This window comes from Bradyrhizobium sp. STM 3843, from assembly GCF_000239815.1.
GTDB lineage: Bacteria > Pseudomonadota > Alphaproteobacteria > Rhizobiales > Xanthobacteraceae > Bradyrhizobium.
On sequence record NZ_CAFK01000011.1, the window covers coordinates 1 to 24,502 of the forward strand.

Annotated in this window: 25 protein-coding genes and 1 tRNA gene; 9 read left to right on the forward strand and 17 right to left on the reverse strand. The window is 65.6% G+C overall.

Annotation, left to right across the window (positions count from 1 at the left end):
• Positions 1–86: 86 nt before the first annotated feature.
• The 3 genes from BRAS3843_RS02090 to BRAS3843_RS02100 form a co-directional block, all read right to left on the reverse strand.
• A tRNA-Ser gene (locus BRAS3843_RS02090) sits at positions 87–180 on the reverse strand.
• A 126-nt stretch (positions 181–306) separates the two neighbouring features.
• A complete protein-coding gene (locus BRAS3843_RS02095) occupies positions 307–1,374 on the reverse strand; it encodes an aldo/keto reductase (RefSeq protein WP_008967037.1) in 1,068 nt (355 codons plus the stop codon).
• Positions 1,375–1,447: 73 nt separating this feature from the next.
• A complete protein-coding gene (locus BRAS3843_RS02100) occupies positions 1,448–2,908 on the reverse strand; it encodes a PLP-dependent aminotransferase family protein (protein WP_008967038.1) in 1,461 nt (486 codons plus the stop codon).
• 120 nt (positions 2,909–3,028) lie between these two features.
• Between BRAS3843_RS02100 and BRAS3843_RS02105 the strand changes: the two genes are divergently transcribed.
• Entirely contained in the window at positions 3,029–3,889 is an 861-nt protein-coding gene (locus BRAS3843_RS02105; RefSeq protein WP_008967039.1) for a DMT family transporter, read from the forward strand.
• A gap of 34 nt (positions 3,890–3,923) precedes the next feature.
• Here the strand turns inward: BRAS3843_RS02105 and BRAS3843_RS41965 are convergent, their stop codons facing one another.
• The 10 genes from BRAS3843_RS41965 to BRAS3843_RS02150 all read right to left on the reverse strand — a co-directional run bounded on the left by BRAS3843_RS41965 (position 3,924) and on the right by BRAS3843_RS02150 (position 12,264).
• Positions 3,924–4,313, reverse strand: a complete 390-nt coding sequence (locus tag BRAS3843_RS41965; protein WP_008967040.1) for a hypothetical protein — start codon at positions 4,311–4,313, stop codon at positions 3,924–3,926.
• 159 nt (positions 4,314–4,472) lie between these two features.
• Entirely contained in the window at positions 4,473–4,739 is a 267-nt protein-coding gene (locus tag BRAS3843_RS02115; protein WP_008967041.1) for an SEL1-like repeat protein, read from the reverse strand.
• An 847-nt stretch (positions 4,740–5,586) separates the two neighbouring features.
• Positions 5,587–6,102, reverse strand: coding sequence for a hypothetical protein (locus BRAS3843_RS41970; RefSeq protein ID WP_139024694.1), 516 nt, complete (start codon positions 6,100–6,102; stop codon positions 5,587–5,589).
• Positions 6,103–6,257: 155 nt separating this feature from the next.
• A complete protein-coding gene (gene gatB / locus BRAS3843_RS02120; protein WP_008967044.1) occupies positions 6,258–7,736 on the reverse strand; it encodes an Asp-tRNA(Asn)/Glu-tRNA(Gln) amidotransferase subunit GatB in 1,479 nt (492 codons plus the stop codon).
• 6 nt (positions 7,737–7,742) lie between these two features.
• Positions 7,743–8,039 carry a hypothetical protein gene (locus tag BRAS3843_RS02125; protein ID WP_008967045.1) on the reverse strand — a complete coding sequence of 99 codons (297 nt, stop codon included), beginning with the start codon at positions 8,037–8,039 and terminating at the stop codon, positions 7,743–7,745.
• Positions 8,030–9,505, reverse strand: a complete 1,476-nt coding sequence (gatA, locus tag BRAS3843_RS02130) for an Asp-tRNA(Asn)/Glu-tRNA(Gln) amidotransferase subunit GatA (RefSeq protein WP_008967046.1) — start codon at positions 9,503–9,505, stop codon at positions 8,030–8,032. The genes BRAS3843_RS02125 and gatA overlap by 10 nt, the downstream gene beginning before the upstream one ends.
• Entirely contained in the window at positions 9,502–9,732 is a 231-nt protein-coding gene (locus BRAS3843_RS02135) for a hypothetical protein (protein WP_008967047.1), read from the reverse strand. The genes gatA and BRAS3843_RS02135 overlap by 4 nt, the downstream gene beginning before the upstream one ends.
• Positions 9,733–9,777: 45 nt before the next feature.
• Complete coding sequence (gene gatC / locus BRAS3843_RS02140) at positions 9,778–10,065, reverse strand: Asp-tRNA(Asn)/Glu-tRNA(Gln) amidotransferase subunit GatC (protein WP_008967048.1); 288 nt, start codon at positions 10,063–10,065, stop codon at positions 9,778–9,780.
• 122 nt (positions 10,066–10,187) lie between these two features.
• Positions 10,188–11,264 (reverse strand): nitronate monooxygenase family protein, encoded by a 1,077-nt coding sequence (locus BRAS3843_RS02145; protein ID WP_008967049.1) that lies wholly within the window; start codon positions 11,262–11,264, stop codon positions 10,188–10,190.
• A 16-nt stretch (positions 11,265–11,280) separates the two neighbouring features.
• Complete coding sequence (locus BRAS3843_RS02150; protein WP_008967050.1) at positions 11,281–12,264, reverse strand: nitronate monooxygenase; 984 nt, start codon at positions 12,262–12,264, stop codon at positions 11,281–11,283.
• 102 nt (positions 12,265–12,366) lie between these two features.
• Between BRAS3843_RS02150 and BRAS3843_RS02155 the strand changes: the two genes are divergently transcribed.
• The 3 genes from BRAS3843_RS02155 to BRAS3843_RS02165 all read left to right on the forward strand — a co-directional run bounded on the left by BRAS3843_RS02155 (position 12,367) and on the right by BRAS3843_RS02165 (position 14,757).
• Complete coding sequence (locus BRAS3843_RS02155; protein WP_008967051.1) at positions 12,367–13,257, forward strand: LysR family transcriptional regulator; 891 nt, start codon at positions 12,367–12,369, stop codon at positions 13,255–13,257.
• An 87-nt stretch (positions 13,258–13,344) separates the two neighbouring features.
• Positions 13,345–13,830: a Holliday junction resolvase RuvX gene (ruvX, locus tag BRAS3843_RS02160; protein ID WP_008967052.1), complete on the forward strand. Its 486-nt coding sequence runs from the start codon at positions 13,345–13,347 to the stop codon at positions 13,828–13,830.
• 3 nt (positions 13,831–13,833) lie between these two features.
• Positions 13,834–14,757, forward strand: coding sequence for an AEC family transporter (locus BRAS3843_RS02165; RefSeq protein WP_008967053.1), 924 nt, complete (start codon positions 13,834–13,836; stop codon positions 14,755–14,757).
• On the opposite strand, the gene BRAS3843_RS02170 is transcribed toward BRAS3843_RS02165, so the two are convergent.
• The 3 genes from BRAS3843_RS02170 to BRAS3843_RS02180 form a co-directional block, all read right to left on the reverse strand.
• Positions 14,758–15,564 carry a type II CAAX endopeptidase family protein gene (locus BRAS3843_RS02170; protein ID WP_035980585.1) on the reverse strand — a complete coding sequence of 269 codons (807 nt, stop codon included), beginning with the start codon at positions 15,562–15,564 and terminating at the stop codon, positions 14,758–14,760.
• Positions 15,561–17,204, reverse strand: coding sequence for an acyl-CoA dehydrogenase family protein (locus BRAS3843_RS02175; protein ID WP_008967055.1), 1,644 nt, complete (start codon positions 17,202–17,204; stop codon positions 15,561–15,563). Before BRAS3843_RS02175 ends, BRAS3843_RS02170 begins: the two co-directional genes overlap by 4 nt.
• Before the next feature lie 213 nt (positions 17,205–17,417).
• Positions 17,418–18,164, reverse strand: a complete 747-nt coding sequence (locus tag BRAS3843_RS02180) for a M15 family metallopeptidase (RefSeq protein ID WP_008967057.1) — start codon at positions 18,162–18,164, stop codon at positions 17,418–17,420.
• Between the two features lie 103 nt (positions 18,165–18,267).
• Between BRAS3843_RS02180 and BRAS3843_RS02185 the strand changes: the two genes are divergently transcribed.
• The 5 genes from BRAS3843_RS02185 to dprA all read left to right on the forward strand — a co-directional run bounded on the left by BRAS3843_RS02185 (position 18,268) and on the right by dprA (position 23,897).
• Complete coding sequence (locus tag BRAS3843_RS02185) at positions 18,268–19,221, forward strand: aspartate carbamoyltransferase catalytic subunit (protein ID WP_008967058.1); 954 nt, start codon at positions 18,268–18,270, stop codon at positions 19,219–19,221.
• A 23-nt stretch (positions 19,222–19,244) separates the two neighbouring features.
• On the forward strand, positions 19,245–20,546 hold the full coding sequence (locus BRAS3843_RS02190; RefSeq protein ID WP_008967059.1) for a dihydroorotase: 1,302 nt from the start codon (positions 19,245–19,247) through the stop codon (positions 20,544–20,546).
• A gap of 30 nt (positions 20,547–20,576) precedes the next feature.
• Positions 20,577–21,173 (forward strand): glycerol-3-phosphate 1-O-acyltransferase PlsY, encoded by a 597-nt coding sequence (plsY, locus tag BRAS3843_RS02195; RefSeq protein ID WP_008967060.1) that lies wholly within the window; start codon positions 20,577–20,579, stop codon positions 21,171–21,173.
• Positions 21,174–21,308: 135 nt separating this feature from the next.
• Positions 21,309–22,688: a patatin-like phospholipase family protein gene (locus BRAS3843_RS02200; protein ID WP_008967062.1), complete on the forward strand. Its 1,380-nt coding sequence runs from the start codon at positions 21,309–21,311 to the stop codon at positions 22,686–22,688.
• Positions 22,689–22,751: 63 nt separating this feature from the next.
• A complete protein-coding gene (gene dprA / locus BRAS3843_RS02205) occupies positions 22,752–23,897 on the forward strand; it encodes a DNA-processing protein DprA (protein ID WP_035980587.1) in 1,146 nt (381 codons plus the stop codon).
• 144 nt (positions 23,898–24,041) lie between these two features.
• On the opposite strand, the gene BRAS3843_RS02210 is transcribed toward dprA, so the two are convergent.
• Positions 24,042–24,440: a helix-turn-helix domain-containing protein gene (locus tag BRAS3843_RS02210; protein WP_008967064.1), complete on the reverse strand. Its 399-nt coding sequence runs from the start codon at positions 24,438–24,440 to the stop codon at positions 24,042–24,044.
• Between the last annotated feature and the right edge of the window lie 62 nt (positions 24,441–24,502).

Sequence of the window (24,502 nt, forward strand, 5' to 3'; positions counted from 1 at the left end):
ACTCATCTAAGTTAAAGGATAGAGAGGCTCGGCCTCATTGGCTTCCAGCCGCCTTGCCGAACCGAGATTTGCTGAAGCGGGGGAAATGGCGGAGACGGAGGGATTCGAACCCTCGATAGGGCTTTACAACCCTATAACGGTTTAGCAAACCGCCGCCTTCAGCCACTCGGCCACGTCTCCGGCTGTGGTCGGTATGCCCGAGGCCGCGCCGCGCCGCAAGCGGCAGATTGTGGACGAGTCGATTTCCTAGGGCCGAGCGAGCGGCAAAGGGCGCAACTTCGCCATTTGCCGCTTGGCGTCCCTATCTCACATCCCGACGGTCTGGCGATGACCTTCGAGATAGACGCGCTCCGACGGGGTGGGCCGATCCAAGCCCCACATGGCGCGGTGCCAGAATGGATACAGCGGGTGCGGACGGCCGGCCGCCTCGATGCGCGCGGCCTGCTCGGGCGAGAGCGTCAGGTCATCGGAGGCGAGATTGTCCGCGAGCTGCTCTGCGGTGCGCGCGCCCAGCACGATCGAGTTGATGCCCGGACGGTCGCGCAGCCAGGCCAGCGTCACCTGCGGGACGGACCGCCCGGTTTCGGCGGCGACCTGCTCGACGGCCTTCAGCACCCGGGCGAAGCGATCCCAGTCGGAGACGAACGGCTCCTTCCAGCCTTCTGCGCCCTGGCGCGTCCCTTGTGGCGCGGCGCCGTCCGCCTTCACCCTGCCGCCGAACAGCCCTTGGCCGAGCGGGCTCCAGATCATCGCGCCGATGCCGAACTCTTCACCGGCCGGGATCAGCTCATATTCGGCCTCGCGCGCCTCCGGCGTGTAATAGATCTGATGCGCGACCGGCGGCACCAGTCCCGGCTGTTTCGCGATCATGGCTGTCTTCGCCAGCGACCAGCCGCTGTAGTTGGAGATGCCCCAGTAGCGGATCTTCCCGGCCTTCACGAAGCCGGACATGGTCTCGACCGTCTCCTCGATCGGCGTCACGCCGTCCCACTGGTGGATGAAATAGAGATCGAGCCAGTCGGTGTTGAGCCGCGCGAGGGTGCCTTCGAGCTGGCGCGTGAGATGGACGCGCGAGGCGCCGCCGCCATTGGGCCCCTCCTCGACTTCCGAACGTCCTTTGCTGAACACGAGCACCTTGTCCCGCTTGCCCGCCAGCGCCGCGCCGAGCACCTTTTCCGCATCGCCCTTCGAGTAGAGATTGGCGGTGTCGAATGCGTTGACGCCGGCGTCGATGGCCATGTCCACCAGCCGTCTGGCATTGGCAACGTCGAGATTGCCCAAGGCTTCGAAGCCGTGGGTGCCCGCAAAGGTCAGCGTGCCCAGAATGTAGCGCGAGACCTTCATGCCGGAGTGACCGAGGGGAACATAGTCCATTTGTGCGCCTTCCGCTGCTCGAGTGATCAGGACATCCAATGCACAGGAGAACGCTCGGTTCGTCGGTTGTCACTCAACGAAAGCTTGAGCGCAGATCGGCCGGCTCGGGTTCCGCCTCTCCTCCCCGGCAAACGGCCTTCGCCATCGCGTGGCGCATGACGTCCCAGATGCGCGGATTGCCGGATTGCGTCACGTTGACGCGAAGGAAGCCAGCGGCGGTCTGCGACACGCTGAAGACATTGCCGGGAGCGAGCACGACGTCCTCAGCGAGTGCCGTTCTGGCCAAGGCCGCGGAGTCGCATCCTTCCGGTAAACGGCACCAGAGATGAAAGCCGCCGCGCGGCATCAGCCAGGGCTCCATCCCGAGCGCCTGCAATGCGCGCGTCGTGTCGCGCATCGCCCGCGCAAGCTTCCGCCGCAGCTCATCCATATGCTTGCGATAGCCGCCGCCGGCCAGCACGTCGGCAATCACGGCTGTCGCGACCGGGCTCGGGCCGCCGAAGCTGGTTGCAAGCTGAAGATCGACCAGTCCCTCGACCCAGTCCGCCCTGGCGGCGATATAGCCACAGCGCACCGATGCAGAGAGCGTCTTGGAAAAGCTGCCGATCCGGATCACCCGGTTGAGGCCGTCGAGCGCGGCAAGCCGCGGCGAAGGCTCCGGCTCGAAATCCGCGAAGATGTCGTCCTCGACGATCGTCAGCTCATGCGCGGCAGCGGCGATCAGGAGCCGATGCGCCGTCGATAGCGACAGCGTTGCGCCGGTGGGGTTATGCAGCGCCGAATTGGTGACGTAGAGCCGCGGCCGTTCGGCCGCAAGGATCGCTTCGAAGCGCGCGATCTCCGGCCCCGATGACGTGTAGGGCACGCCGACGATCGTCACCTGATGCGCACGCAGCAGCGCCCTGAAATTGAAGTAGCAGGGATCGTCGACCAGGACCGTATCGCCGGGCCGAAGCAGGAAGCGGCAGACCAGATCGATCGCCTGCGTGCCCGAGCCCGTCAGCAGCAACTGGTTGGCCGCAACGTCGAGCCCCTCTTCGGCAAAGCGGGCCAACAGCAAGCGGCGGAGCGCCAGTGAGCCGCGCGTGCCACCGTAGTCGACGAGCAGCGCATCCTCGGCGCGCGCGACGGTCCGCAGCGCCCGGCGCAACAGCATGCTCGGCATCAACTCCGCCGGCAGCCAGCCGCAGCCGGGCATCAGAGCGTTGGGCTCCGCCTCGAGCGATTGCCGCGAGACCCAGAACGGATCGACCGCACGATCGCGACGGGGCTCCGCTTCGGCAAGCAGCAGCGGCAGCGCCGCTGCGGTCGCCGAGACATAGAAGCCGGAGCCGCGGCGGGCGCGGATCAACCCTTCCGCGGCCAGGCGCTCATAAGCCTCGACCACGGTCGACGGCGAGATGCCCATGGTCGCGGCAAAGCGGCGGACCGACGGCAGGCGATCGCCGGCACCAAGCGTGCGGGCCGCCACACGGGCGCGGATCACCTTCATCACCTCGAGCGTCCGCGTTCCGCCTCGCCCAGGCCTGTCCATGCGCTCATCCAATTGTATGGGAATCCATATCAATACAGTTTTGCCAGATTGTATTGAATTGTGGCTGGTCGCGCCAGCCGAGAGACCGCAGGATCGTCTTGCAACAGGCGAGGCGACGAGATGACGAGCACTACAGACGGCTGGCGGGATGGGCTCCTCGGGGTCATCATTTTCAGCGCCTCGCTGCCGGCGACGCGCGTCGCCGTTGCCGGCTTCTCACCTCTGTTCCTGACATCGGCGCGCGCGGTCATCGCAGGCTTGCTGGGCGCGATGATGCTGCGATGGCTTCAGCCAACAAGACCGGCGCGGCGCGATATCGCCTCGCTCGCGATCGTCGCGACCGGCGTCGTCATCGGCTTCCCGCTCCTGACTGCACTCGCGCTTCAACACATCACGTCGGCGCACTCGATCATCTTCATCGGCCTGTTGCCGTTATCGACGGCGATCTTTGGTGTGCTGCGCGGCGGCGAGCGACCGAATTGGATGTTCTGGCCGTTCGCTGTGCTCGGCAGCGCTGTCGTGATGGGCTTCGCGCTCGCCGGCGACGACCGGACATCCGTCTCCGGCGATCTCTTGATGCTGGCAGCGATCCTGCTGTGCGGATTGGGCTACGCCGAAGGCGCCAAGCTGTCGCGCCGTCTTGGCGGCTGGCAGGTGATGTCATGGGCGCTGCTGCTTTCGCTGCCGATCACGCTCGCACTCGCCATCGCCGCCCTGCCCGCCTCCTGGGACACGATCGGTGGCGGCGCATGGACCGGGCTCGCTTATGTCTCGGTGTTCAGCTCGCTGATCGGCTTCATGTTCTGGTATCGCGGGCTTGCCGTCGGCGGCACCGCCAGCGTCGGCCAGCTGCAACTGCTGCAGCCGTTCTTCGGCCTCGCACTCGCCGGCCTGCTGCTCGGCGAGCCTGTGGCCTGGACCATGATCCTGACGACAGGTCTCGTCGTCCTCTGTGTCGCCCTGGCCAGGCGCTACGCTTGACGCGCTGGCGCCGTCAACCACGCCAAGCGCGACATCAGTCGAACAGCGTTCGCGTCACATTGACGATGAACGCAGCGGGCACGCCGATGACGGCGCCGATGAAGCCATAGATCAGGCTGCCCCAGACGGATGCAACCCCGCCCGGCCCCATCACCGCACCATACAGGACGCCGATGCCGCAGCAGACCAGCGTGATCGTCAGAAGCCTGCGGTCGTTGGTTGCCTCGGCGCGCAGCTTGCGGCGTTCGCGCGTGTTCTGAATGTACGGGCCGGAAGGTTCGGTCGAGCCGCAATGCGGGCAAGCCACGGCGGAGAAGGAGACCTGCTCCCCGCAATCGTGACAGTCGATCAATTCCCGGCCTTTGACTTGCCCCATCCGCACGACCTCGGTGCCGCCACTCACTTCGACCGACAGATAGGTCATTTGAGGGCGGCCTGCGAGGGCGCTCACCCGCACGCAGGTGTCGAGACGACGACGGAACAACACCGAGAAGCCCCAAGCCGCATCCGCCGGTCGCGCATGCGGCGGACTCGAGGCCCGCTCATCGGCGATGGCAGGCAGCGGTTGGAAACCGAGGCCGCGTCAGTGCGCGGTCATCCAGGTGCGGGCTTCGCGCAGAGCCTGCGCGATCTCAGCGGCCGACATCTGCTCGGCGATCTCGCGTCGCATCGTGATCGCATCGCTCCGGCCCTTCAGCGCGGCGAGATTGAACCATTTATGCGCAGCGATCAGGTCGACCGGACCCAGCCGGCCACTCGCATGCAGCATGCCGAGCTCGAACAGCACATTACCGTCGGCTGCCTGCTCGACCGCGGTCGCATCCTCGAGATTGAGTAGTCCTTGAAACATTGTCGCTCTCCATTTCGGAGGCGTCGCGCCATCGAGCGCGCGGCCCCCGTCCACTGTTCAACGCCGAGCTGGTCGCCCAGCTCATCCCCATGCCGTTTGCCGGCTTATGGGCGGAGCATGACCGATCAAGTTTGAAAGGCAGTTTAAGCATCGTGCTGAACGGGATCTGAATGCGCGGCACGGCGGAGTTCTGCGCCAGCCATCGAAGGCTTTGATCTGATTGGAATTTTCAGATGCGCGCGGCGGCCGATCGACACTGCCGGTTGGCAGACTGGTAACCATCGCGGATGGCAGCCTGACGCGCGCCGGCGAGTCTTGGGAGGCGCAAGCGACCGCGTGCGATCGGACGGAGAGACAAAGATGAAGGAAAGGGAGCACGCCGACAGCGCGGCTGCAAAAAAAACACGAGGGCGTCGGCGAACACGTCAGGACCAGATCACTTGGAGGCCACGCGGCTGAGCCGCGAGGCCATCCATGAGATTGCAGACCGAAACGCGGATCTGCACCGAACGAAGAAAACTCGTTTCTTCTACCGGACCGGCTTGCCGAAGCGACGAGGCTTTCGAAAGTTCGATCCGGCCGTCGACCTGATGTCTCGCCGACACCCTCTTCGTCGTGGACCTTAATGGCCTGAACCACTCATAACGAGCAACCAGGCCGGACGTTCCAACGACGCGCCGGCATCAAGCTGCCGGCTCATCTCGCGATGACCGCGAGATTTACTTCTTCTTGGCGACCTTCTTGGTCTTCTTCGCGGTCTTCTTCGCCGCGGTCTTCGCAGTCTTCTTCACTGCCTTCTTCGCCTTCTTCGCTTTCTTCGCCATGTTGCCCTCCGATGTGAGATGGCTTAGTCGCTGCGTGCACTCGGGAATCGAGATGCACTCCTTCCCGAATACACCAACGCAAAGAAAAAAACAGCTTCCGGCTTAAGGAAGTGTTGACACGCGAACGCGCGCGCGCGCGACGCAGTTCGCGAGACGAGCGGACGAGCAACGCGGGCGACGACGCGGGCCGCACGCGAATGCAAAATCATCGAACTAATAAAGAGCGCAGGAAAGGCCTTCACTGCAGGCATTTTCTGCAAGCCCTGCTGAAGCGGCGACACCGCGCGCAACGGCGTCGCAATCAAGAGACTCAGCCGAAGGAAGCCGCGCCCGAACACCGAGTCGGGAAATTTTGGCAACGAAAAAAATTTTCGTTGATAGGGTCGCGCGCTCGATCCGGACTTGATCCAGGGCTCATCAAAGGTGGCTTTTTTGCGAATCGCGCACGAGCGATTCGCAAAACGCGAGCCGCAACGACGCGATGGGCAACGCACGCGAGGCATTGGAACGAAGACGACGTCGTCATCCGACGCCGGCATTCGCATCCCATCAGGGAGGCGCGTGCACGGGCGTTGGCGTTCAGAGGAACGCTAGCCGGCCCTTCGACGCGGTGGAGCTTGGGGGTTTAACGTTCGCATCGCGACGATCCCGGCGGGCGGGAAGCGAACGTGCATCCGCTTCCCGTGCCGTCGTTTCAGATGCCGAGCTTGCTCTTGAGCAGATCGTTGACGGCCTGCGGATTGGCCTTGCCGCCGGAGGACTTCATCACCTGGCCGACGAACCAGCCGACCAGCTGCGGCTTGGCCTGCGCTTGGGCGACCTTGTCGGGATTGGCGGCGATGATCTCGTCGACCACCTTCTCGATCGCGCCGAGATCGGTCACTTGCTTCATGCCGCGCTGTTCGACGAGGGCGCGCGGATCGCCGCCTTCGGTCCAGACGATCTCGAACAGGTCCTTGGCGATCTTGCCGGAGATCGTGCCCTCGCCGATCAGCGCGATGATATCGGCGAGCTGGCCGGCCGAGACCGGGGAGGACGCGATGTCGCGGCCTTCCTTGTTGAGCCGGCCGAACAGCTCGTTGATCACCCAATTGGCGGCGAGCTTGCCGTCGCGGGCGCGGTCGGCAAGCTCCGAGAGCACGGTTTCATAGAAGGCTGCGCTCTCCCGTTCCGCCACCAGCACACTCGCATCATAGGCCGACAGCCCGAAATCGGCGATGAAGCGCGCCCTCTTCTGGTCCGGCAGCTCTGGCAGATGCGCCTTCAGCTCATCCACGAAGGACTGCGAGAACTCGAGCGGCAACAGGTCGGGATCAGGGAAATACCGGTAGTCATGCGCCTCTTCCTTGGAGCGCATCGAACGCGTCTCGCCCTTGTTGGGGTCGAACAGCCGCGTTTCCTGCTCGATCACCCCGCCGTCCTCGATGATCTCGATCTGGCGCCGCGCCTCGTGCTCGATCGCCTGGCCGATGAAGTTGATCGAGTTCATGTTCTTGATCTCGCAGCGGGTGCCGAGCGGTCCGCCCGGCTTGCGCACGGAGACATTGACGTCGGCGCGCAAGGAACCCTTCTCCATGTCGCCATCGCAGGTGCCGAGGTAGCGCAGGATCGAGCGCAGCTTGGTCACGTAGGCCTTGGCCTGCTCGGCATCGCGGATGTCGGGCTTGGAGACGATCTCCATCAGCGCCACGCCCGAGCGGTTGAGATCGACGAAAGACATCGAGGGCGATTGGTCGTGCAGCAACTTACCTGCATCCTGTTCAAGGTGCAGACGCTCAATGCCGATCGTGGCGGTCCTGCCGCCCTCGAGCTCGACGGTCACCTCGCCCTCGCCCACGACCGGCGACTTGTATTGGCTGATCTGGTAACCCTGCGGTAGGTCGGGGTAGAAATAGTTCTTGCGGTCGAACACCGAGCGCAAATTGATCTTGGCGTTCAGCCCGAGCCCGGTGCGCACCGCCTGGCGGACGCATTCCTCGTTGATGACAGGCAACATGCCTGGCATCGCTGCGTCGACCAGCGAGACATGGGTATTGGGATCGCCGCCGAACGCGGTCGAGGCGCCGGAGAACAGCTTCGACTTCGAGGTGACCTGGGCATGGATCTCCATGCCGATCACGACCTCCCAGTCGCCGGTTGCGCCCTTGATCAGCTTGCCGCTGGTTGCCGTCATGGCTCTCTAACTCCCAAGCAGTGCGGATGTGATCCGCTCCCATTCCACGTCCAGCGCATCCTTTGCGACCGGCTGTCCGGCCTGCCGGTACCAGTAGGATGCATTGCCGAGATCGCCTTCAATCCGATGCAGATGCGCGTGCACCCAGGCGGCCTCGCGCGTGTCATCGTCCTGCACGATCTTGTGCGCGCGATCCCAATCGCCTTTCGCCGCCCACCAGAGTCCGGCAAGCGGCGGCGTAACGTCAGACGCGGGCGCGTCGCCCGCGAGGCTGGCCTTGAATTGCGCGAGGTCTACCACCACCGGACCGGCGTGAAGCGTCCCGCCGCCTGCTCGATCACCTCACCAAGCGAGAACAGCGTCTCCTCATCGAACGGGCGGCCGATCAGCTGCAGGCCGAGCGGCAGACCCTGGCTGTCCTTGCCCGCGGGCACCGCGATGCCGGGCAGACCGGCCATGTTCACGGTCACCGTGAAGATGTCGTTGAGATACATCTCGATCGGATCGGCGCCGCCCTTCTCGCCGATGCCGAAGGCGGCGGACGGCGTCGCGGGGGTGAGGATCGCATGGATGCCCTTGGCGAAGCAGTCCTCGAAATCCTTCTTGATGAGGGTGCGGACCTTCTGCGCACGCAGATAATAAGCGTCGTAATAGCCGGCCGACAGCACATAGGTGCCGATCATGACGCGGCGGCGTACCTCGGCCCCAAAACCTTCGGCGCGGGTGTTCTCGTACAATTCTCCGATCGAGCGCCCGGGCACGCGCAAGCCATAGCGCACGCCGTCGTAGCGCGCGAGGTTGGACGAAGCCTCCGCCGGCGCCACGATGTAATAGGCCGGCAGCGCGTATTTGGTGTGCGGCAGCGACACCTCGACCAGCTCGGCGCCAGCCGCTTTCAGCCAGGCCGCGCCCGCTTCCCACAGCTTCTCGATCTCGGCCGGCATGCCGTCGAGGCGATACTCTTTGGGGATGCCGATCTTCATGCCCTTCACGGATCTGCCGATCGCGGCCTCGTAGTCCGGCACCTCACGATCGACCGAGGTGGTGTCCTTCGGATCGTGGCCGGCCATTGAGCGCAACAGGATCGCGGCATCGCGGGTCGAGCGCGCGATCGGCCCGGCCTGGTCGAGCGACGATGCGAAGGCGACGATGCCCCAGCGCGAGCAGCGGCCATAGGTCGGCTTGATGCCGACGGTCGCGGTGAAGGCCGCCGGCTGACGGATCGAGCCGCCGGTATCGGTCGCGGTCGCGCCCATGCAGAGCAGCGCCGCCACCGCGGATGCCGAGCCACCGGAGGAGCCACCGGGCACCAGCGTGGTGTTCGATCCTTCCCGCCGCCAGGGATTGCCGACCGGGCCAAAGCAGGAGGTCTCGTTCGACGAGCCCATCGCGAACTCGTCATTGTTGAGCTTGCCGAGCATCACCGCACCGTCGCGCCAGAGCTGCGAGGTGATGGTCGATTCATAGGTCGGCACGAAATTGCCGAGGATCTTCGAGCAGGCGGTGGTGCGCACGCCGTTGGTCGCGAACAGATCCTTGATCCCGAGCGGGATGCCGGCGAGCGGGCCGCCCTCACCTTTCGCGATCTTGGCGTCGGCCTCTTGCGCCATCGCGCGCGCCGCATCCGGCGTCTCCAGCACGAAGGCGTTGAGCACGCGCGCGTCCTCCATCGCCTTCAGATGGGCGTCGGTGAGCTCGAGCGAGGTGAAAGTCTTGGCCGCGAGACCCTTGCGGGCCTCGGCGAGCGTCTGCGAAGTCAAATCGGTCATTTATTGATCGGGCTGCAGAAGAATGGAGAAAGCGTCTTGTCGTTGGCAGGATCGTCCTGCTTCGCGCGTGCCTCGGCATTGACCTCAGCGTTGGCCTGGGCCTGAAGCGCATCGAGCACGGCATCGACCGCCTTGTCGGGATCGGCGGCCTTGCCCTGCCGCTCCATCGCGTCGAGGTAATTCATATAGGCCTGGTAGGCCTTTTCGTCGTCGCAGAGCAGACACATGGGTTTGACTCGGGTTTGGCTCGTCGGTTCGTTCCGGCGTTGCGGCTATTCCACGACTTTCGGCACCAGAAAGAAATGGTTTTCAGTCGCCGGCGCGTTCTTGACGATGTCGTCGGCGATCTCGCCGTCGGTCACCACGTCCTGCCGCTTCTTCATCTCCATCGGCGTCACCGAGGTCATCGGCTCGACGCCGTCGATATTGACCTCCGAGAGCTGCTCGACAAACGCCAGCATGGCGTTCAATTCGCCCTGCAGATGCGGAACCTCTGCTTCGGAAACAGCGATCCGCGCCAGTTGGGCAATACGGCGGACGGTGGCGGCATCGACGGACATTATATAAGGGCCTCGAACGGGGATACGAGCCCGCTCGTATAGCAGAGGCCGCTTTCGCGCTGCAACCGCGCGGGCCGCGCGCGGCAGCATCAACATCAGGCCGAGAGAGGAGAGGCTGTCCGTCAGCCCGCCATAAGGCGCAACCGCGCCTGCGCATCATGAGCCAATTTGCGCGTCAATTCGGCCGCCGGGAGCTCACGGCCGAGCGGCAGCGCCTGCCCGGCCCAGAGATTGGTAAAATCGACCTTCCCGAGCTTTTCGGCCGCCGTCTTCAGCGGCCCCAGCGCGGTGGCCGCATGCGGAAAGGCCGGCGCATCCGGCGAAATGGGGCCGACCTCGCGCATGACGCGGTTGGCGACGCCACGCGCGAGCCGCCCGGTCATCACATTGGTGATCACGGTCGATTCGTCGCTGGCCTGAGCCAGCGCGGCGCGCGCCTGTGCACTCACCTTGGACTCCGGACAGCGCAGGAATGCGCTGCCGATCTGCACGCCGGAAGCGCCGAGCGCAAAAGCGGCCGCGATGCCGCGCCCATCGGCGATGCCACCGGCCGCGATCACCGGGATCTTCACCGCGTCGACCACTTGCGGGACCAGCGCGAAGGTGCCGACCTGCTCGGCCAGCTTGTCGGTCAGGAACATGCCGCGATGGCCGCCGGCGTCCGCGCCTTGCGCGATGATGATGTCGGCACCGTTCTGTTCAAGCCACACGGCCTCGCGCACCACCGTCGCCGACGCCAGCACCAGCGCGCCGGTGGCCTTGACGCGCTTGAGCAGCGCCGGCTCCGGCAGGCCGAAATGAAAGCTGATGACCTCCGGCTTTAGCTCTTCGACAACGGCGCACATCGCGGCATCGAACGGCGCGCGGTTGGCGGCAGTGACCGGCGTGGCCGGGTCGAGCCCGAGTTCCTGGTAATACGGCGTCAGCCGCTGCCTCCACCCGGCCTCACGGGCCGGATCCGGTTCGACCGCCTCGTGACAGAAGAAGTTCATGTTGATCGGCGCTGCGACGCGCTGGCGGATGATGTTGACCTGCTCGCGCGCCTTCTCGGCGGTGAGCATCGCGCAAGGCAGCGAGCCGAGCCCGCCGCCTTCGGCGACGGCAATCACCAGTTCGGCGTCCATCACGCCGGCCATCGGCGCCAGCACGATCGGATGCTCGGTCTTGAAGAGATCGAGGAGACGGCGGTCAGGCCACATGCTCTGCTCCTTGGTGCTACTCGGCTGCGGTGAGCGAAGAGTTCCGACGCCCTTGCAGGATTTGATTGGTCTCGTCGGCAATGCGTCCGACGATCTCGGCGGCCGGCGGGATATCATGGATCAGGCCGACCGCCTCGCCTGCGATGATCGCGGCGACATCAAAATTGGCGGAGGCACGTGCGGCCATATAATCGGGCACGATCACGCTCCTTTGTTGTAGCAGGTCGATTTCCCGCCCCATCCAGCGGCGCGCGTGATCGTTGAGCAGACAACGCCCCGTGAACGGAGCCGGCCAGGTAATGTTGCGCGACAGATCGAAGATCACGCTGCGGATGGTCTCGCCCGACTTGGCTGCGCAGATCCGTCGCTTGGCCTCATCAGCACCATCGGCCTCCTGGCTGGCATAGAAGCGGGTGCCGAGCAGCACGCCGCTTGCGCCCAGCATGAGCATCGCCGCAAGGCCGCGGCCGTCGGCAATGCCGCCGGCGGCAACCACCGGCACGCGACCCGCTGCGAGATCGACGATCGCCGGCACGATGTTGAGCGTGGTCCGCGATGCGCCGTGGCCGCCGGCCTCGGTCCCTTGCGCGATCAGAATGTCAGCCCCGGCATCGAGTGCCTGGGTTGCCATCGTCTCGTCCTGGACCTGGCAGATCAGCAGCGCACCGGCCGCCTTGATCGCCGCGGCGAACGGTCCGGGATCGCCGAAGGACAACATGATCGCCCGCGGACGCGCGGCGATGGCGAGGTCGAGCAGTTCGGGTTGCTTCGCGAGCGACCAGGTGATGAAACCGATGCCGAAGGGCATAGAGAATCCCTTCAGCTTCGCGATCTCCCGTTCCAGCCAGCTTCGATCACCATAGCCGCCGCCGAGAATGCCGAACCCGCCAGCGCTGCTGACCGCGCGCACCAACCTTGAGCCGGCCACGATGTCCATCGGCGCCGACAGGATCGGATGGCGGACTCCAAGCTTCGTGGTCAGCGGTGTCGTCAGCGGCATGTGCGTCCTCCTGCGCTGGACGCCAAGACTAGGTCGCGCTAGCATTCTCTGGAAATGAATACTTGAGAACTCAGACATCACGAAATTGAAACGAACCTGATCGTGGAACTCTCCGACCTCGTGACCTTTGCGGCGGTGGCGCGTACCGGCGGTATCACGCGCGCAGCCGAAGCGCTCAATACCGTGCAGTCCAACGTGACCCAGCGCATCAAGGCGCTGGAGGCCGAGATCGGCACGGCGTTATTCGAACGTCACAGCCGCGGCATGACGCTGACGGGCGCCGGCCGCCGCTTGCTGCCCTACGCGCAACGGATGGCCGCATTATCGCGCGAGGCGCTGCTGGCGGCGCGCGACGATGGCGACGCCAAGGGGCCGCTTGCGATCGGCTCGATGGAGACCACCGCCGCGGTGCGGCTGCCTGCCGTGCTCGCAAGCTTCCATCGCCGCTTTCCAGCGGTCAGCTTGACGCTACGCACCGCCACCACGGCCGAGCTCGCGACCGCTGTGCTTGAAGGCTCGCTCGACGGTGCCTTCGTGACCAGCCCGATCGACCATGCCGAGCTGACGGGCATCACCGCTTTCCGCGAGGAATTGGTATTGATCACGGCGCAGCGTTTCGACAGCCTCGCCTCTTTACGCGCGGGCACCGCGGAATCCGGACCGACCGCGCTGGTCTTCAGGGTCGGCTGCACCTACCGTCACCGGCTGGAGAACCTGTTCGCGACGCTCGGCTGGCCATCGGCCGCGCGCTGCGAACTGGGGACGCTCGATGGCATGATCGGCTGCGTCGCGGCCGGGATGGGCGTGGCGCTGCTGCCGCGCACGGTGGTCGAACGCAGCGAGCTTGCTAGTGAGATCAGCATCCTCGCACTGGAGCCGCAGTTCGCCCGCGTCGAGACGTTGTTTATTCACCGGCGCAGCCTGCATCACCCCAGCGCGCTGGCGGCGTTCATCTCCAGTCTCGAGAGCGAAGAGAGCGAGATCGCGGCCTGAGCTTGACGTATCTCGTGTCCACTGTCCACGTGCATTCCCTGGCGGGGACTTTGCCTTGCGGGCATGGCGCGTGTTAAGCGCATCGCCATGCCCGCTCCCATTCTCCCCCTCGTCGAAGCCGCAGTGCACTGGCCTGAGCGCGGCGCGCTGATCGGCCTTGATCTCGGCACCAAGACCATTGGCGTCGCGGTGTCGGATCCGGACCGGAAGCTCGCCACGGGCGTGGAGACGATCCAGCGCAAGGCCTTCAAGGCCGATGCCGCGCGGCTGCTCGCGCTCGCCACTGAGCGCAAGGCGGTCGGTATCGTGCTGGGCCTGCCGATCAACATGGACGGCAGCGAGGGACCGCGGGCGCAATCGACCCGCGCCTTCGCCCGCAATCTCGCCGGCCTCACCGATCTGCCGATCGGCCTGTGGGACGAGCGGCTCTCGACCGCAGCGGTCGAGCGCGAGCTGATCGGCATGGATGTCAGCCGCGCCCGGCGCGCCGAGGTGATCGACACCCATGCGGCGATCTTCATCCTGCAGGGCGCGCTCGACCGGCTCGCCAAGCTGCGTCAGTCCGGGCAATAGAAGATGGGCGTGGTGATCGCGGCCCTGCTGCCGGTATTCCTGCTGATCGTGCTCGGGCTGATGCTCAAGCACAGCCTGATGCGGCTCGACACGCAATGGCACGGCCTGGAACGGCTGACCTATTATGTCCTGTTTCCGGCGCTCTTGGTGCAGACGCTGGTGAAGGCCGATCTCAGCAAGGTCCCGGTCGCAGGCGTCGGCGGCGCGCTGTTCCTCGCTGCGCTGGCGATGTCCCTGCTCTGCCTGGCACTCAGGCCGCTGCTGGCGCGTCTTTCGATCGACGGTCCTGCCTTCAGCTCGATCTTTCAGGGCGCCACGCGCTGGCAGACCTATGTCGCGCTCGGCGTCTCCAGCAGCCTGTATGGCGCCACCGGCCTGGCGCTGGCCTCGGTCGCGATGGTCGCGATCATCCCGATGGTCAACGTCTTCAGCGTTGCCGTGCTCGCCTCCTGCGCCTCATCCGGGAAGCGCTCGTTTGGCGAGATCGCGGCCAGCGTGCTTCGCAACCCGTTGATCTGGGCCTGCGCGATCGGGCTGCTGCTCAATGTCCTGCACGTCCCGTTGCCGAAGCTGTGGCATGATGTGGCTGACGCGCTGGCGCAGGCGTCGCTAGCGATCGGCCTGCTCGTCACCGGCGCCGGGCTGCATTTCGAGGGATTGTGGCGCGCCGGCACCGCGGCGACGGTCGGCGTGGTGCTCAAGCTCGTGGTGATGCCGGCGCTCGCTCTCGCACTTGCAGTCTGGTTCGGACTGTCCGGCCCCAGCCTCGTCATCGTCGCGGTCGCGTCCGCGGTGCCGACCTCGCCCAGCGCCTATGTGCTGGCCCGGCAGATGGGCGGCGATGCGCCGCTGCTCGCGCAGATCATCACCCTGCAGACGGCGCTAGCGGCGATCACGATGCCCGTCTTGATCGCACTGGTGAGCTGATCAGCCGTTTCCGCTCGCGAGCCACATGGTCTGCACGACAGCCGCGAAATTGTTCAGCCCGTGCAGCACGATCGTCACCAGCGTGGAATGGCTGCGATAGCGCAAATATCCGAACCACAGACCGAGCGCGAAGACTTCGAGGAAGAAGTACCAGTTGTATTGCATGTGCAGTGCGGTCCAGACCAGCGATGACAGCACGATCGCGCCCGGCACGCCGAGGCCTGTTTCCGACCAGCCGCGATAGAGGAAGCCGCGGGCGAACAATTCCTCCGAGATCGGCGCGGCAACGCAGAAGGCGATCACGAGCAGCCAGACCGTGCCGTCCCCTTGTGCCGTTTTCAGGACGTCGAGCATGAAGCCGGGCGCGACCTCGCGGCCCGTCACACGCGACATCAGGTCCCAGCCAACGACGATCACGACCATGCCGGCCATGCCGATCCAGACATAGGTCCAGGAGGTCCAGCGCAGCGCGAGATAGTCGACGAATCGCGTGCGCGTGTGCCGGACCGCCAGATAGACCGCGATCAGCACCGCCGGCAGGCCCATGATCACCGAGAGCGAGAGCGTGAGCCCCCGGCTCGCAACCTGGATCAACGCGCTGCTGTCGATCGGACCATCATGCAGCATCAGGAAATAACCGACCACGGCCACCTGCCCCGCGAACAACGCGACGAAGATCGCGATGCCCCACAGCGCAGTCAGCCAGAAGCCGAGCGTGCGCGGCGGACGGTCAGGATGACCGACGATGACGGGCTCATTGGCGGGAGTGAGTGAATCCATGACAGCGCTTTCAGGCGGGTTGATCACGGCAGCGCACGCTCCAGCAGCGCGCGCATGTCGGCGGGCTTGAGATCGACCGCGCCGTACATGCTGGGATGTGTGACGGCAAGGCGCGTCGCCGCGAACAGTTCGGCATGATCGGGCATGACCTCGTTCAGCGCGGCGCTGGCCGCGAGCAGCGCGAGCTTCTCCACCGCGAGCCGTGCGATCCGCTCGCTGTCAGGCCGGCGGAAAGCCTGGCCGATAAAGGCGACAGTTTCAGTGGCGCCCGGAAATCCCTTGGTATCCGCAGCAAGCGACATGAGGATCGCAGACGCAGCTTCAGCTTCCCGCGCGAGCGCCCGTAGCACGTCGAGGCACATCACATTGCCCGAGCCTTCCCAGATCGCGTTCACCGGCGACTCCCGGAAATGCCGCGCCAGAATGCCGTCCTCGACATAGCCATTGCCGCCGAGGCACTCCATGGCCTCGTACAAAAACGCGGGCGCGCTCTTACACACCCAATATTTGATGGCCGGCGTCAGCAGCCGCATATAGGCCGACTCTTTCGTATCAAGGGGCGCGCGATCGAAGGCACGGCACAGCCGCATCACCAGCGCGACGCTTGCCTCGACATGCAGCGCCATGTCCGAAAGCACCGACTGCATCAGCGGCTGGTCAGCGAGATGCTTCTGGAACACGCTGCGATGGCGCGCATGATGCAGCGCATGTGCGAGCCCCGAGCGCATCAGGCCGGCAGAGGAGATCGCGCAATCCTGCCGCGTCAGCTGCACCATCTGGATGATGGTTCTGATGCCCTTGCCCTCGTCGCCGACACGTTCGGCATAGGCGCCGACGAACTCGACTTCGGACGACGCATTGGAGCGGTTGCCGAGCTTGTCCTTCAGCCGCTGGAACTGGATCGCATTGACGGAGCCGTCGGGCGCGAAGCGCGGCGTGAAGAAGCACGTCAGGCCTTCATCCGCCTGCGCCAGCACCAGGAAGGCATCACACATCGGCGCCGACATGAACCATTTGTGCCCGGTGATGCGGTAACCATCGCTCGTGCGCTCGGCGCGCGTCATGTTCGAGCGCACGTCGGTGCCGCCCTGCTTCTCTGTCATGCCCATGCCGAGCGTCATGCCGCGCTTGCCCCACCACGGTGCGAAGCTCGGATCGTAGCTGCGGGTCGCAATCACCGGCATGGTCTTGCTCAGCAAGTCAGGCTGAGACGCGAGCGCGGCGACCGCGGCGCGCGTCATCGTGATCGGGCAGAGATGACCGCTCTCGACTTGCGAGGCGATATAGAATTTCGCCGCGCGCACCACCTCGGACGGTGCGCCGGCCGGCCGCCCGTCGGCCGTCCAGGTCGAGTTGTGCAGGCCGGCATGCGCCGACTGCGCCATCATCTCGTGATAGGCCGGATGAAACTCGACGACGTCGCGGCGAAAGCCCTTGGAATCATAGGTCCGCAGCTTCGGCGTGTTCTCATTGGCGAGCCGGCCACGCTCGGCCATCGCAGCCGAGCCCCAATGACGGCCGAACTCCGACAGCTCCTGCTCGACGCCCCCGCCGCCATTGGCCTTCACCGCCGCGACCAGCGGCTGGTCGGCCGTATACAGATCGACATCCTCGAACGGCGGCGACTGATTGAAGACCTCGTGGGTCGCGAATGCGGGCTGGGTCATGGCCGATGTCCTCAACGTAGGGCAATCAAATAGGGACGAAAAAGGTCTCTGACAGTCTCTCTGCGGTCATCCTTCGAGACGACCGCCTGCGGCGGTCTCCTCAGGATGAGGCTTTCCACGCGGCGAAATCTTAGACCCTCATGGTGAGGGCGCGGCAAAAGCCGCGCGTCTCGAACCATGAGGCCCCGATGGTCTAGTCCATATGCGAAAGCCCTAGTGCTCACCTGCATGATGTCGGCGCGGCTGAATCGGAAAATCATAGGCAATCGCGCCCGCGCCCGGCAGCGAAAAGTGCCACCACTCCTTGGCATAGTTCACAAAGCCTTGCCGCACCATGATGGCAACCAGCTCACTGCGCCAGCGGCGTTGCGCGGGCGTGATACCGTTGGCCGCGGTATGTGCCTTCACATCGGAACAGTCATAACCGGTGCCCATGTCGATGCTGCCTTCGGGCGCACGCTGCGCCACCGGCGCGGTGCAGTCCGCATAGGCCTTGCTCGGATCGAAAACGGCAGAATTGTCGGCCGCGAGATCGACCAGGGTCAGGTCGAGCGCGGCCCCGGTGGAGTGGCCGGAATGGCCGGCAATATAGCCAAGGCGGAACAGATCGGCCTTCGCCAGGGCCGGATTATACCTGCGCTCCGCCGCGGTCTCGACGCCGTTCTGCGCCCAGGCCATCATCTCGGCGACAGCGCGCGACGGCCGGTAACAATCGAGCATCTTCAGCGATAATTTGCGTGGCCGCAGCTCATCCTGGATCGCCTTGAGCCGCCGCGCGACCTCTGACATCACGATGCATTCGCCGGCTTCATAGCCCCGGAGCGGCCGCCCGACGAAATTGTTACTTCCGGCATAGCGGATGTCCTGGATGATGGTGGGATCGATATTGTGCAGATAGACGAAGTCGGCGGGCAGCGCGACGGCGGGAGCAGCGATGACGCCAGCGATCAGGAGCGCCACCGCCGAACCGATCGGGCGGCGAACCGACCGAACGGGGGATAACTCGGAACCCTGGCTTTCGCCCTTGCTCCCCGTGGAAACCGCCCCTATAGCTCTGGCTTTAATGACATCCTCATCGAAATCCACTTTCGTCCTCGGACACCGGCATTTGCTGGGAATCGAGGGCCTTTCCGCTGGCGACATCACCGGTCTCCTCGATCTCTCCGAGGAATATGTCGAGCTGAACCGGCAGGTCGACAAGAAGCGCACCGTGCTGCGCGGCCGCACCCAGGTCAACCTGTTCTTCGAGTCCTCGACCCGGACCCAATCCTCGTTCGAGATCGCCGGTAAGCGCCTCGGCGCCGACGTCATGAACATGTCGGTGTCGTCCTCGTCCATGCGCAAGGGCGAGACCCTGATGGACACCGCGGTCACCTTGAACGCGATGCATCCGGATATCCTGGTGGTGCGTCACCACGCTTCCGGCGCGGTGGAACTGCTGGCGCGCAAGGTTGACGGCTCCGTGATCAATGCCGGCGACGGCGCGCATGAGCATCCGACACAGGCGCTCTTGGACGCACTCACCATCCGCCGCAACAAGGGCCGCATCGAAGGCCTCGTGGTTGCGATCTGCGGTGACGTGCTGCATTCGCGCGTGGCGCGCTCGAACATCCTGTTGCTCAACACCATGGGCGCGCGGGTCCGCGTCGTGGCGCCCTCCACGCTGCTGCCGTCCGGTATCGAGCGAATGGGCGTCGAGGTCGCGCGCGACATGCGCGAGGGACTGAACGGTGCCGATATCGTGATGATGCTGCGGCTGCAGCGCGAGCGCATGAACGGCTCGTTCGTGCCGTCGTCATCGGAATACTTCCAGTATTTCGGGCTGGACCAGCGCAAGCTCGCTTACGCCAAGCCCGACGCACTGGTGATGCATCCCGGTCCCATGAACCGCGGTGTGGAGATCGACTCGATCGTCGCCGACGGCGCGCAATCCTTGATCCGGGAACAGGTGGAAATGGGCGTGGCGGTGCGCATGGCGGTGCTGGAAGCGCTCGCCCGCAACCTGCCCAACGCGTGAAAAGCTCAATCGGACGAAACGCCATGCTGACCGAACGTCGCCCGATCCTGCTCGCCAACGCCCGCGTGATCGATCCGTCACGCGATTTCGATGGTCTCGGCGATGTGCTCATCGCCGACGGCGTGATCCGTGATCTCAAACGCGGCATCGGTGCCGCCGGCGTGCCCGAGGGCACCGATGTCGTGAACTGCGCCGGCAAGATCGTCGCGCCCGGCCTGATCGACATGTGCGCCTTCGTCGGCGAGCCCGGCTACGTGCACCGCGAAACCTTTGCCAGCGCGAGCCAAGCCGCGGCGACCGGCGGGATCACCACCATCATCTGCCAGCCCGGCACCGAGCCGGTGATCGACAATTCCGCAACCGTCGATTTCGTGCTGCGCCGTGCCCGCGACACCGCGATCGTCAACATCCAGCCGATGGCGGCGCTGACCAAGGGCCTGCGCGGCGAAGAAATGACCGAGATCGGCCTGTTGAAGGCGGCCGGCGCGGTCGCCTTCTCCAATGGCGAGTCCAGCGTCACCAACGCGCTGGTGATGCGGCGTGCGCTGGCCTATGCGCGCGATTTCGACGCGTTGATCGTGCATCACGCTGAGGACCCCGACCTGGTCGGCGAAGGCGTGATGAACGAGGGCGAATTCGCCTCGCGCCTTGGCCTCGCCGGCATTCCGGCAGCGGCGGAAGCGGTGATCCTGGAACGCGACATACGCCTGGTCGCGCTGACACGCGGCCGCTACCACGCGGGGTCCTTGAGTTCGAGCGACTCGCTCGACGTGCTCAAGCGGGCGCGCGATGCAGGGCTCGCCGTCAGCGCTTCGGTCTCGATCAACCATGTCACGTTGAACGAGAACGATATCGGCCCTTACCGCACGTTCCTCAAGCTATCGCCACCGCTGCGGACCGAAATGGACCGTCGGGCGTTGGTCGAGGCGCTGGCCTCCGGTCTGATCGACGTCATCATGTCCGACCACAATCCGCAGGACGTCGAGGTGAAGCGACTGCCGTTCGCGGAAGCCGCAAGCGGCGCAATCGGGCTGGAGACCATGCTGCCGGCGGCCTTGCGTCTCGTGCACAATGGCGAGCTGACCTGGACGGCCCTGATCCGCGCGATGTCGACGCGTCCGGCCGAGTTGTTGGGCCTGCCCGGCGGAACCCTGCGCGCGGGCGCGCCGGCGGATATCGTGGTGATTGATCCGGACGTGCCCTGGGTGCTCGATCCGGCCGATCTGAAGTCCTTGTGCAAGAACACGCCGTTCGACGAGGCGCGGTTCACGGGACGCGCGGTGCGCACCATCGTCGGCGGCCGCACCGTGTACGAACACGTCTGACGCGGCGGGCGGGCAACGGAGTAACGTGTCATGGGACCTGAGGCCTTTCTCCCCATCGCCCTCGTCATCGGCTACCTCCTGGGCTCGGTCCCGTTCGGGCTGGTCCTGACCAGGCTGGCCGGAACACAAGACCTGCGCACCATCGGCTCCGGCAATATCGGCGCGACCAATGTGCTGCGCACCGGACGCAAAGGGCTTGCGGCGGCCACGCTGCTTGGCGACGCGTTGAAGGGCACGGCGGCGGTGGTGATCTCAGGCTATTTCGGCGGCCCCAGCGCGGCGATACTTGCCGGCCTCGGCGCTTTCCTCGGCCATCTGTTCCCGGTCTGGCTGAAGTTTCGCGGCGGCAAGGGCGTCGCGGTCTATATCGGCATCCTGCTCGGCCTGTTCTGGCAGGGCGCGATCTTCTTCTGCCTGGTCTGGCTCGCCACCGCCTTTGCGTTCCGCTACTCGTCGCTCGCGGCGCTGGTCGCAAGCGTGCTGACACCGATCATGCTGTGGGCCTTCGGCCATGCGGCGCTGGCTCTGCTGTTCACGCTTCTGACGCTGCTTCTGATCTACATGCATCGCGAGAACATCAAGCGGCTGCGGGCGGGCACCGAGAGCAAGATCGGCGCCAAGAAATAGCATCCGCATTCCTACGGGAAGCGCGCAACTTTTGGCCTTATTTGCCGCGGCAGCGCAGCAACACTTGCCGTCGTTCCTGTGCCAAGATCGCGCGAGACGCTGGTGGGAATCAGCAAGGCCTGCCATTCTGATTCCATGTGGTTACGCAAGAGCAATTCCGGCGGTTCATCGCAGGATGACCCGATCCAGCAGGAGCCGGTGCCGCAGCAGGCGGCCCCCATTCGCTCCAGCGCCAGCGCACTCCTCTCGGCCGCGCAGATCTGGTCGACGGAGGACACGACCACCGCCGCGCCACAGGTGACAGAGCCTGCGGTCACGGTCAGCGCGCCGCCGGTCGTGAAACCATCGCAGCCGGACACGACCGTTGTCGCCGAGATGATTTTGGCGACGGGCGCGAAGCCCGCGACCGCGGCGGAGCCAAGGCCTGCCGCGATCGAAACGCCTGCTGTGACCGAGGTGAAACCTGCGGCCGCGCCGGAAAAATCGCTAGCCGAGACCATCGCGACGCCGCAGCTCCCGCCGGCGCCGCGCGTCTGGCCGCCACGCAAGCTCTCGCTGGCGCTGCAGGGCGGCGGCACGTTGTCAGCCTTCGCCTGGGGCGTGCTGGAGCGCCTGTTGGAAGAGCCGGCCTGCGATTTCGACACGATCAGCGGTGCCAGCGCCGGTGCGATCAACGCTGCGCTGCTCGCCAGCGGCCTCGCCGAAGGCGGTCGCGAGGGCGCGCGCCAACTGCTCGCGCAGTTCTGGAATCGCATGACCAGCGAAGCCTCGTTCCGCTCGGTCATGCTGCTCGGCGGCTTCTCGCCGGCCAGCGCCTCGGTCTCGTTCGGCCCGCATCTGCGTGCCGGACGTTTCAATCCCCTCGACCTCGATCCGCTGCGCGACCTGCTTGCAGGGTCCATCAATTTCGACGCGCTGCAGAGCGCCGCCGCCCCGCGGCTGCTTATCGCGGCGACGCGGGTTCGCGACGGCGGCCAGCAGATGTTCCGCAATGCCGACATCACCCCGGACGTACTGCTGGCGTCGAGCTGTCCGCCCCAGGTCCACTGCGCGGTCGACATCGACGGCGATGCCTATTGGGACGGTGGCTACGGGGCTAATCCTCCGGTCGTGAGCGTGGCGCACGAATCCAGCGCCGCCGACCTGCTGGTGGTGCAGGTGACGCCGGCGCGCGACAACTACATCCCGGTGACGTCGGCTGCGATCGACCGGCGACTCGACCAGATCACCGCCAATGCCGTGCTCAATGCCGAGCTCGCAGCGCTGGAATGGGCCCGCAATGACGGCCTGCATCCGCCGCGGGTTCATCGCCTCGCCGCGGAGGACGAGATCGAAGGTCTCGCCCAGCGCAGCACCGCCGATCTCGGGCGCAGCTTCATCGCGATGCTGCATCAGCGCGGCCGCGACGCCTGCGACCGCTGGCTGCACCAGGCGCCGAACGGCACCACGCTTGTCACCCAGGAGAAGCGCCCGGCGTTCCCCTCGACGGATGCCTTGACCGAGGTGTTGGCCTAACTCCAGGATTGGCGTAGCGCGCTCATCGCGCGATCCCCCTTCCCCACGCGCGCCGGTTGTTCCATGCTGGAGCCAACCGGAGACGCGGACGTGGATGCAGTCAGCACGATCATCGAAATCAGCGAGGCCGAGCGGCTCGACCGACTGCGGCTGATCCGGTCCGACAATGTCGGCCCGCGCACCTTTCGCTCGCTGCTGCTTCATTTCGGTAGCGCGCGGGCTGCGCTGGAGCGGCTGCCGGATCTGGCGCGCCGCGGCGGTGCTCGGGCATCGGCGCGGATCTGCAGTGCTGATGACGCCAAGCGCGAGCTTGCGGCCAGCCGCAAGCTCGGCGTCAGCCTGCTCGCGCCCGGAGAGGCCGGCTACCCGCCGCGGCTCGCGACGCTGGACGATGCGCCGCCACTGCTTGGCGTCCGCGGCCACAGCGACAGCCTGATGCGGCCACTGATTGCCATTGTCGGCTCGCGCAATGCCTCAGCCGCAGGACTGAAATTTGCCGGGCAGCTGGCGCGCGAGCTCAGTGACGCCGGCTTCGTCATCATCTCGGGTCTTGCCCGCGGCATCGACCAGGCGGCGCATCGCGCCAGCCTTACGGGCGGCACGATCGCGGTGCTCGCCGGTGGTCACGATTGCATCTATCCGCCAGAACACGAGGACCTGCTTGCAGCCATCGTCACCGGGCATGGCGCGGCGATCTCCGAAATGCCTCTTGGCCATGAGCCTCGCGCCCGCGACTTCCCCCGGCGCAACCGGCTCATCTCCGGTTCTGCGCTGGGCGTGATCGTGGTCGAGGCGGCGCACCGCTCCGGCTCGCTCATCACCGCGCGGATGGCGGCCGAACAGGGCCGCGAGGTGTTCGCCGTGCCCGGCTCGCCGCTCGATCCGCGCGCGGCCGGCACCAACGATCTGATCAAGCAGGGCGCGACCCTGGTCACCGAAGCCGCCGACATCATCCGCGCCGTGGCGCCGATCATGGGCCGACCGCTGCAGCTGCCGCTGCGCGAAGACGAGGAGGAGCCGTTCGCACCGGATCCGGAGAGCTACGACCGGGATCAGATCATCGGCCTGCTGGGGCCGGCCCCGGTCTCGATCGACGACCTGATCCGGATCAGCGGCTTGGCGCCCGCCGTGCTGCGCACGGTGCTGCTCGAGCTCGAACTCGCCGGCCGGCTCGAACGTCACGGTGGGGGACTGGTGTCACTCGCCTAAAGCGCGATGAGATTAGGATGAATCGTCATCGCGCTTTAGATTATTGTTTGGCATGATCTCCGCGCAAACGCGTTCCGCATTTGTCGCGAGGGAAAACCGCTTCGCACTTTTCCGGATCATGCTCTAAGCGCCATCCCTGTGCGCTCACCGCTTGTCATTGCGCAGATCGAAGCGCAGACGCGCGTCCTCGATCCGGTCCTGGTGCGCGATCGCCCATTCGCCCAGGGCCTTGACCGGACCCGATAAGCCTCGTCCGAGATCGGTCAGCTCATAGTCGACGCGCGGCGGGATGGTCGGAAACACGGTCCGCGTCACCAGCCCGTCGCGCTCCAGGCCACGCAAGGTCAACGTCAGCATCCGCTGCGAGATGCCGCCGACCAGCCGCTTGAGCTCGTTGAAGCGCTTCGGCCCGTCACCCAGCATCATGATGACGAACACGCTCCATTTGTCGCCGACCCGCGCCAGGATCGCGGCGACGCCGCGGCAGTCATGGTGGTCCGGCGACGGTGAATCAGCGGGAACTTGGATGTGCTCAGGTTTCACGGATGTGCCCGGGTTTCAAAATTGTGCGTTCTTGTGCGGTTCGCGAGCAGTCACGCATATAG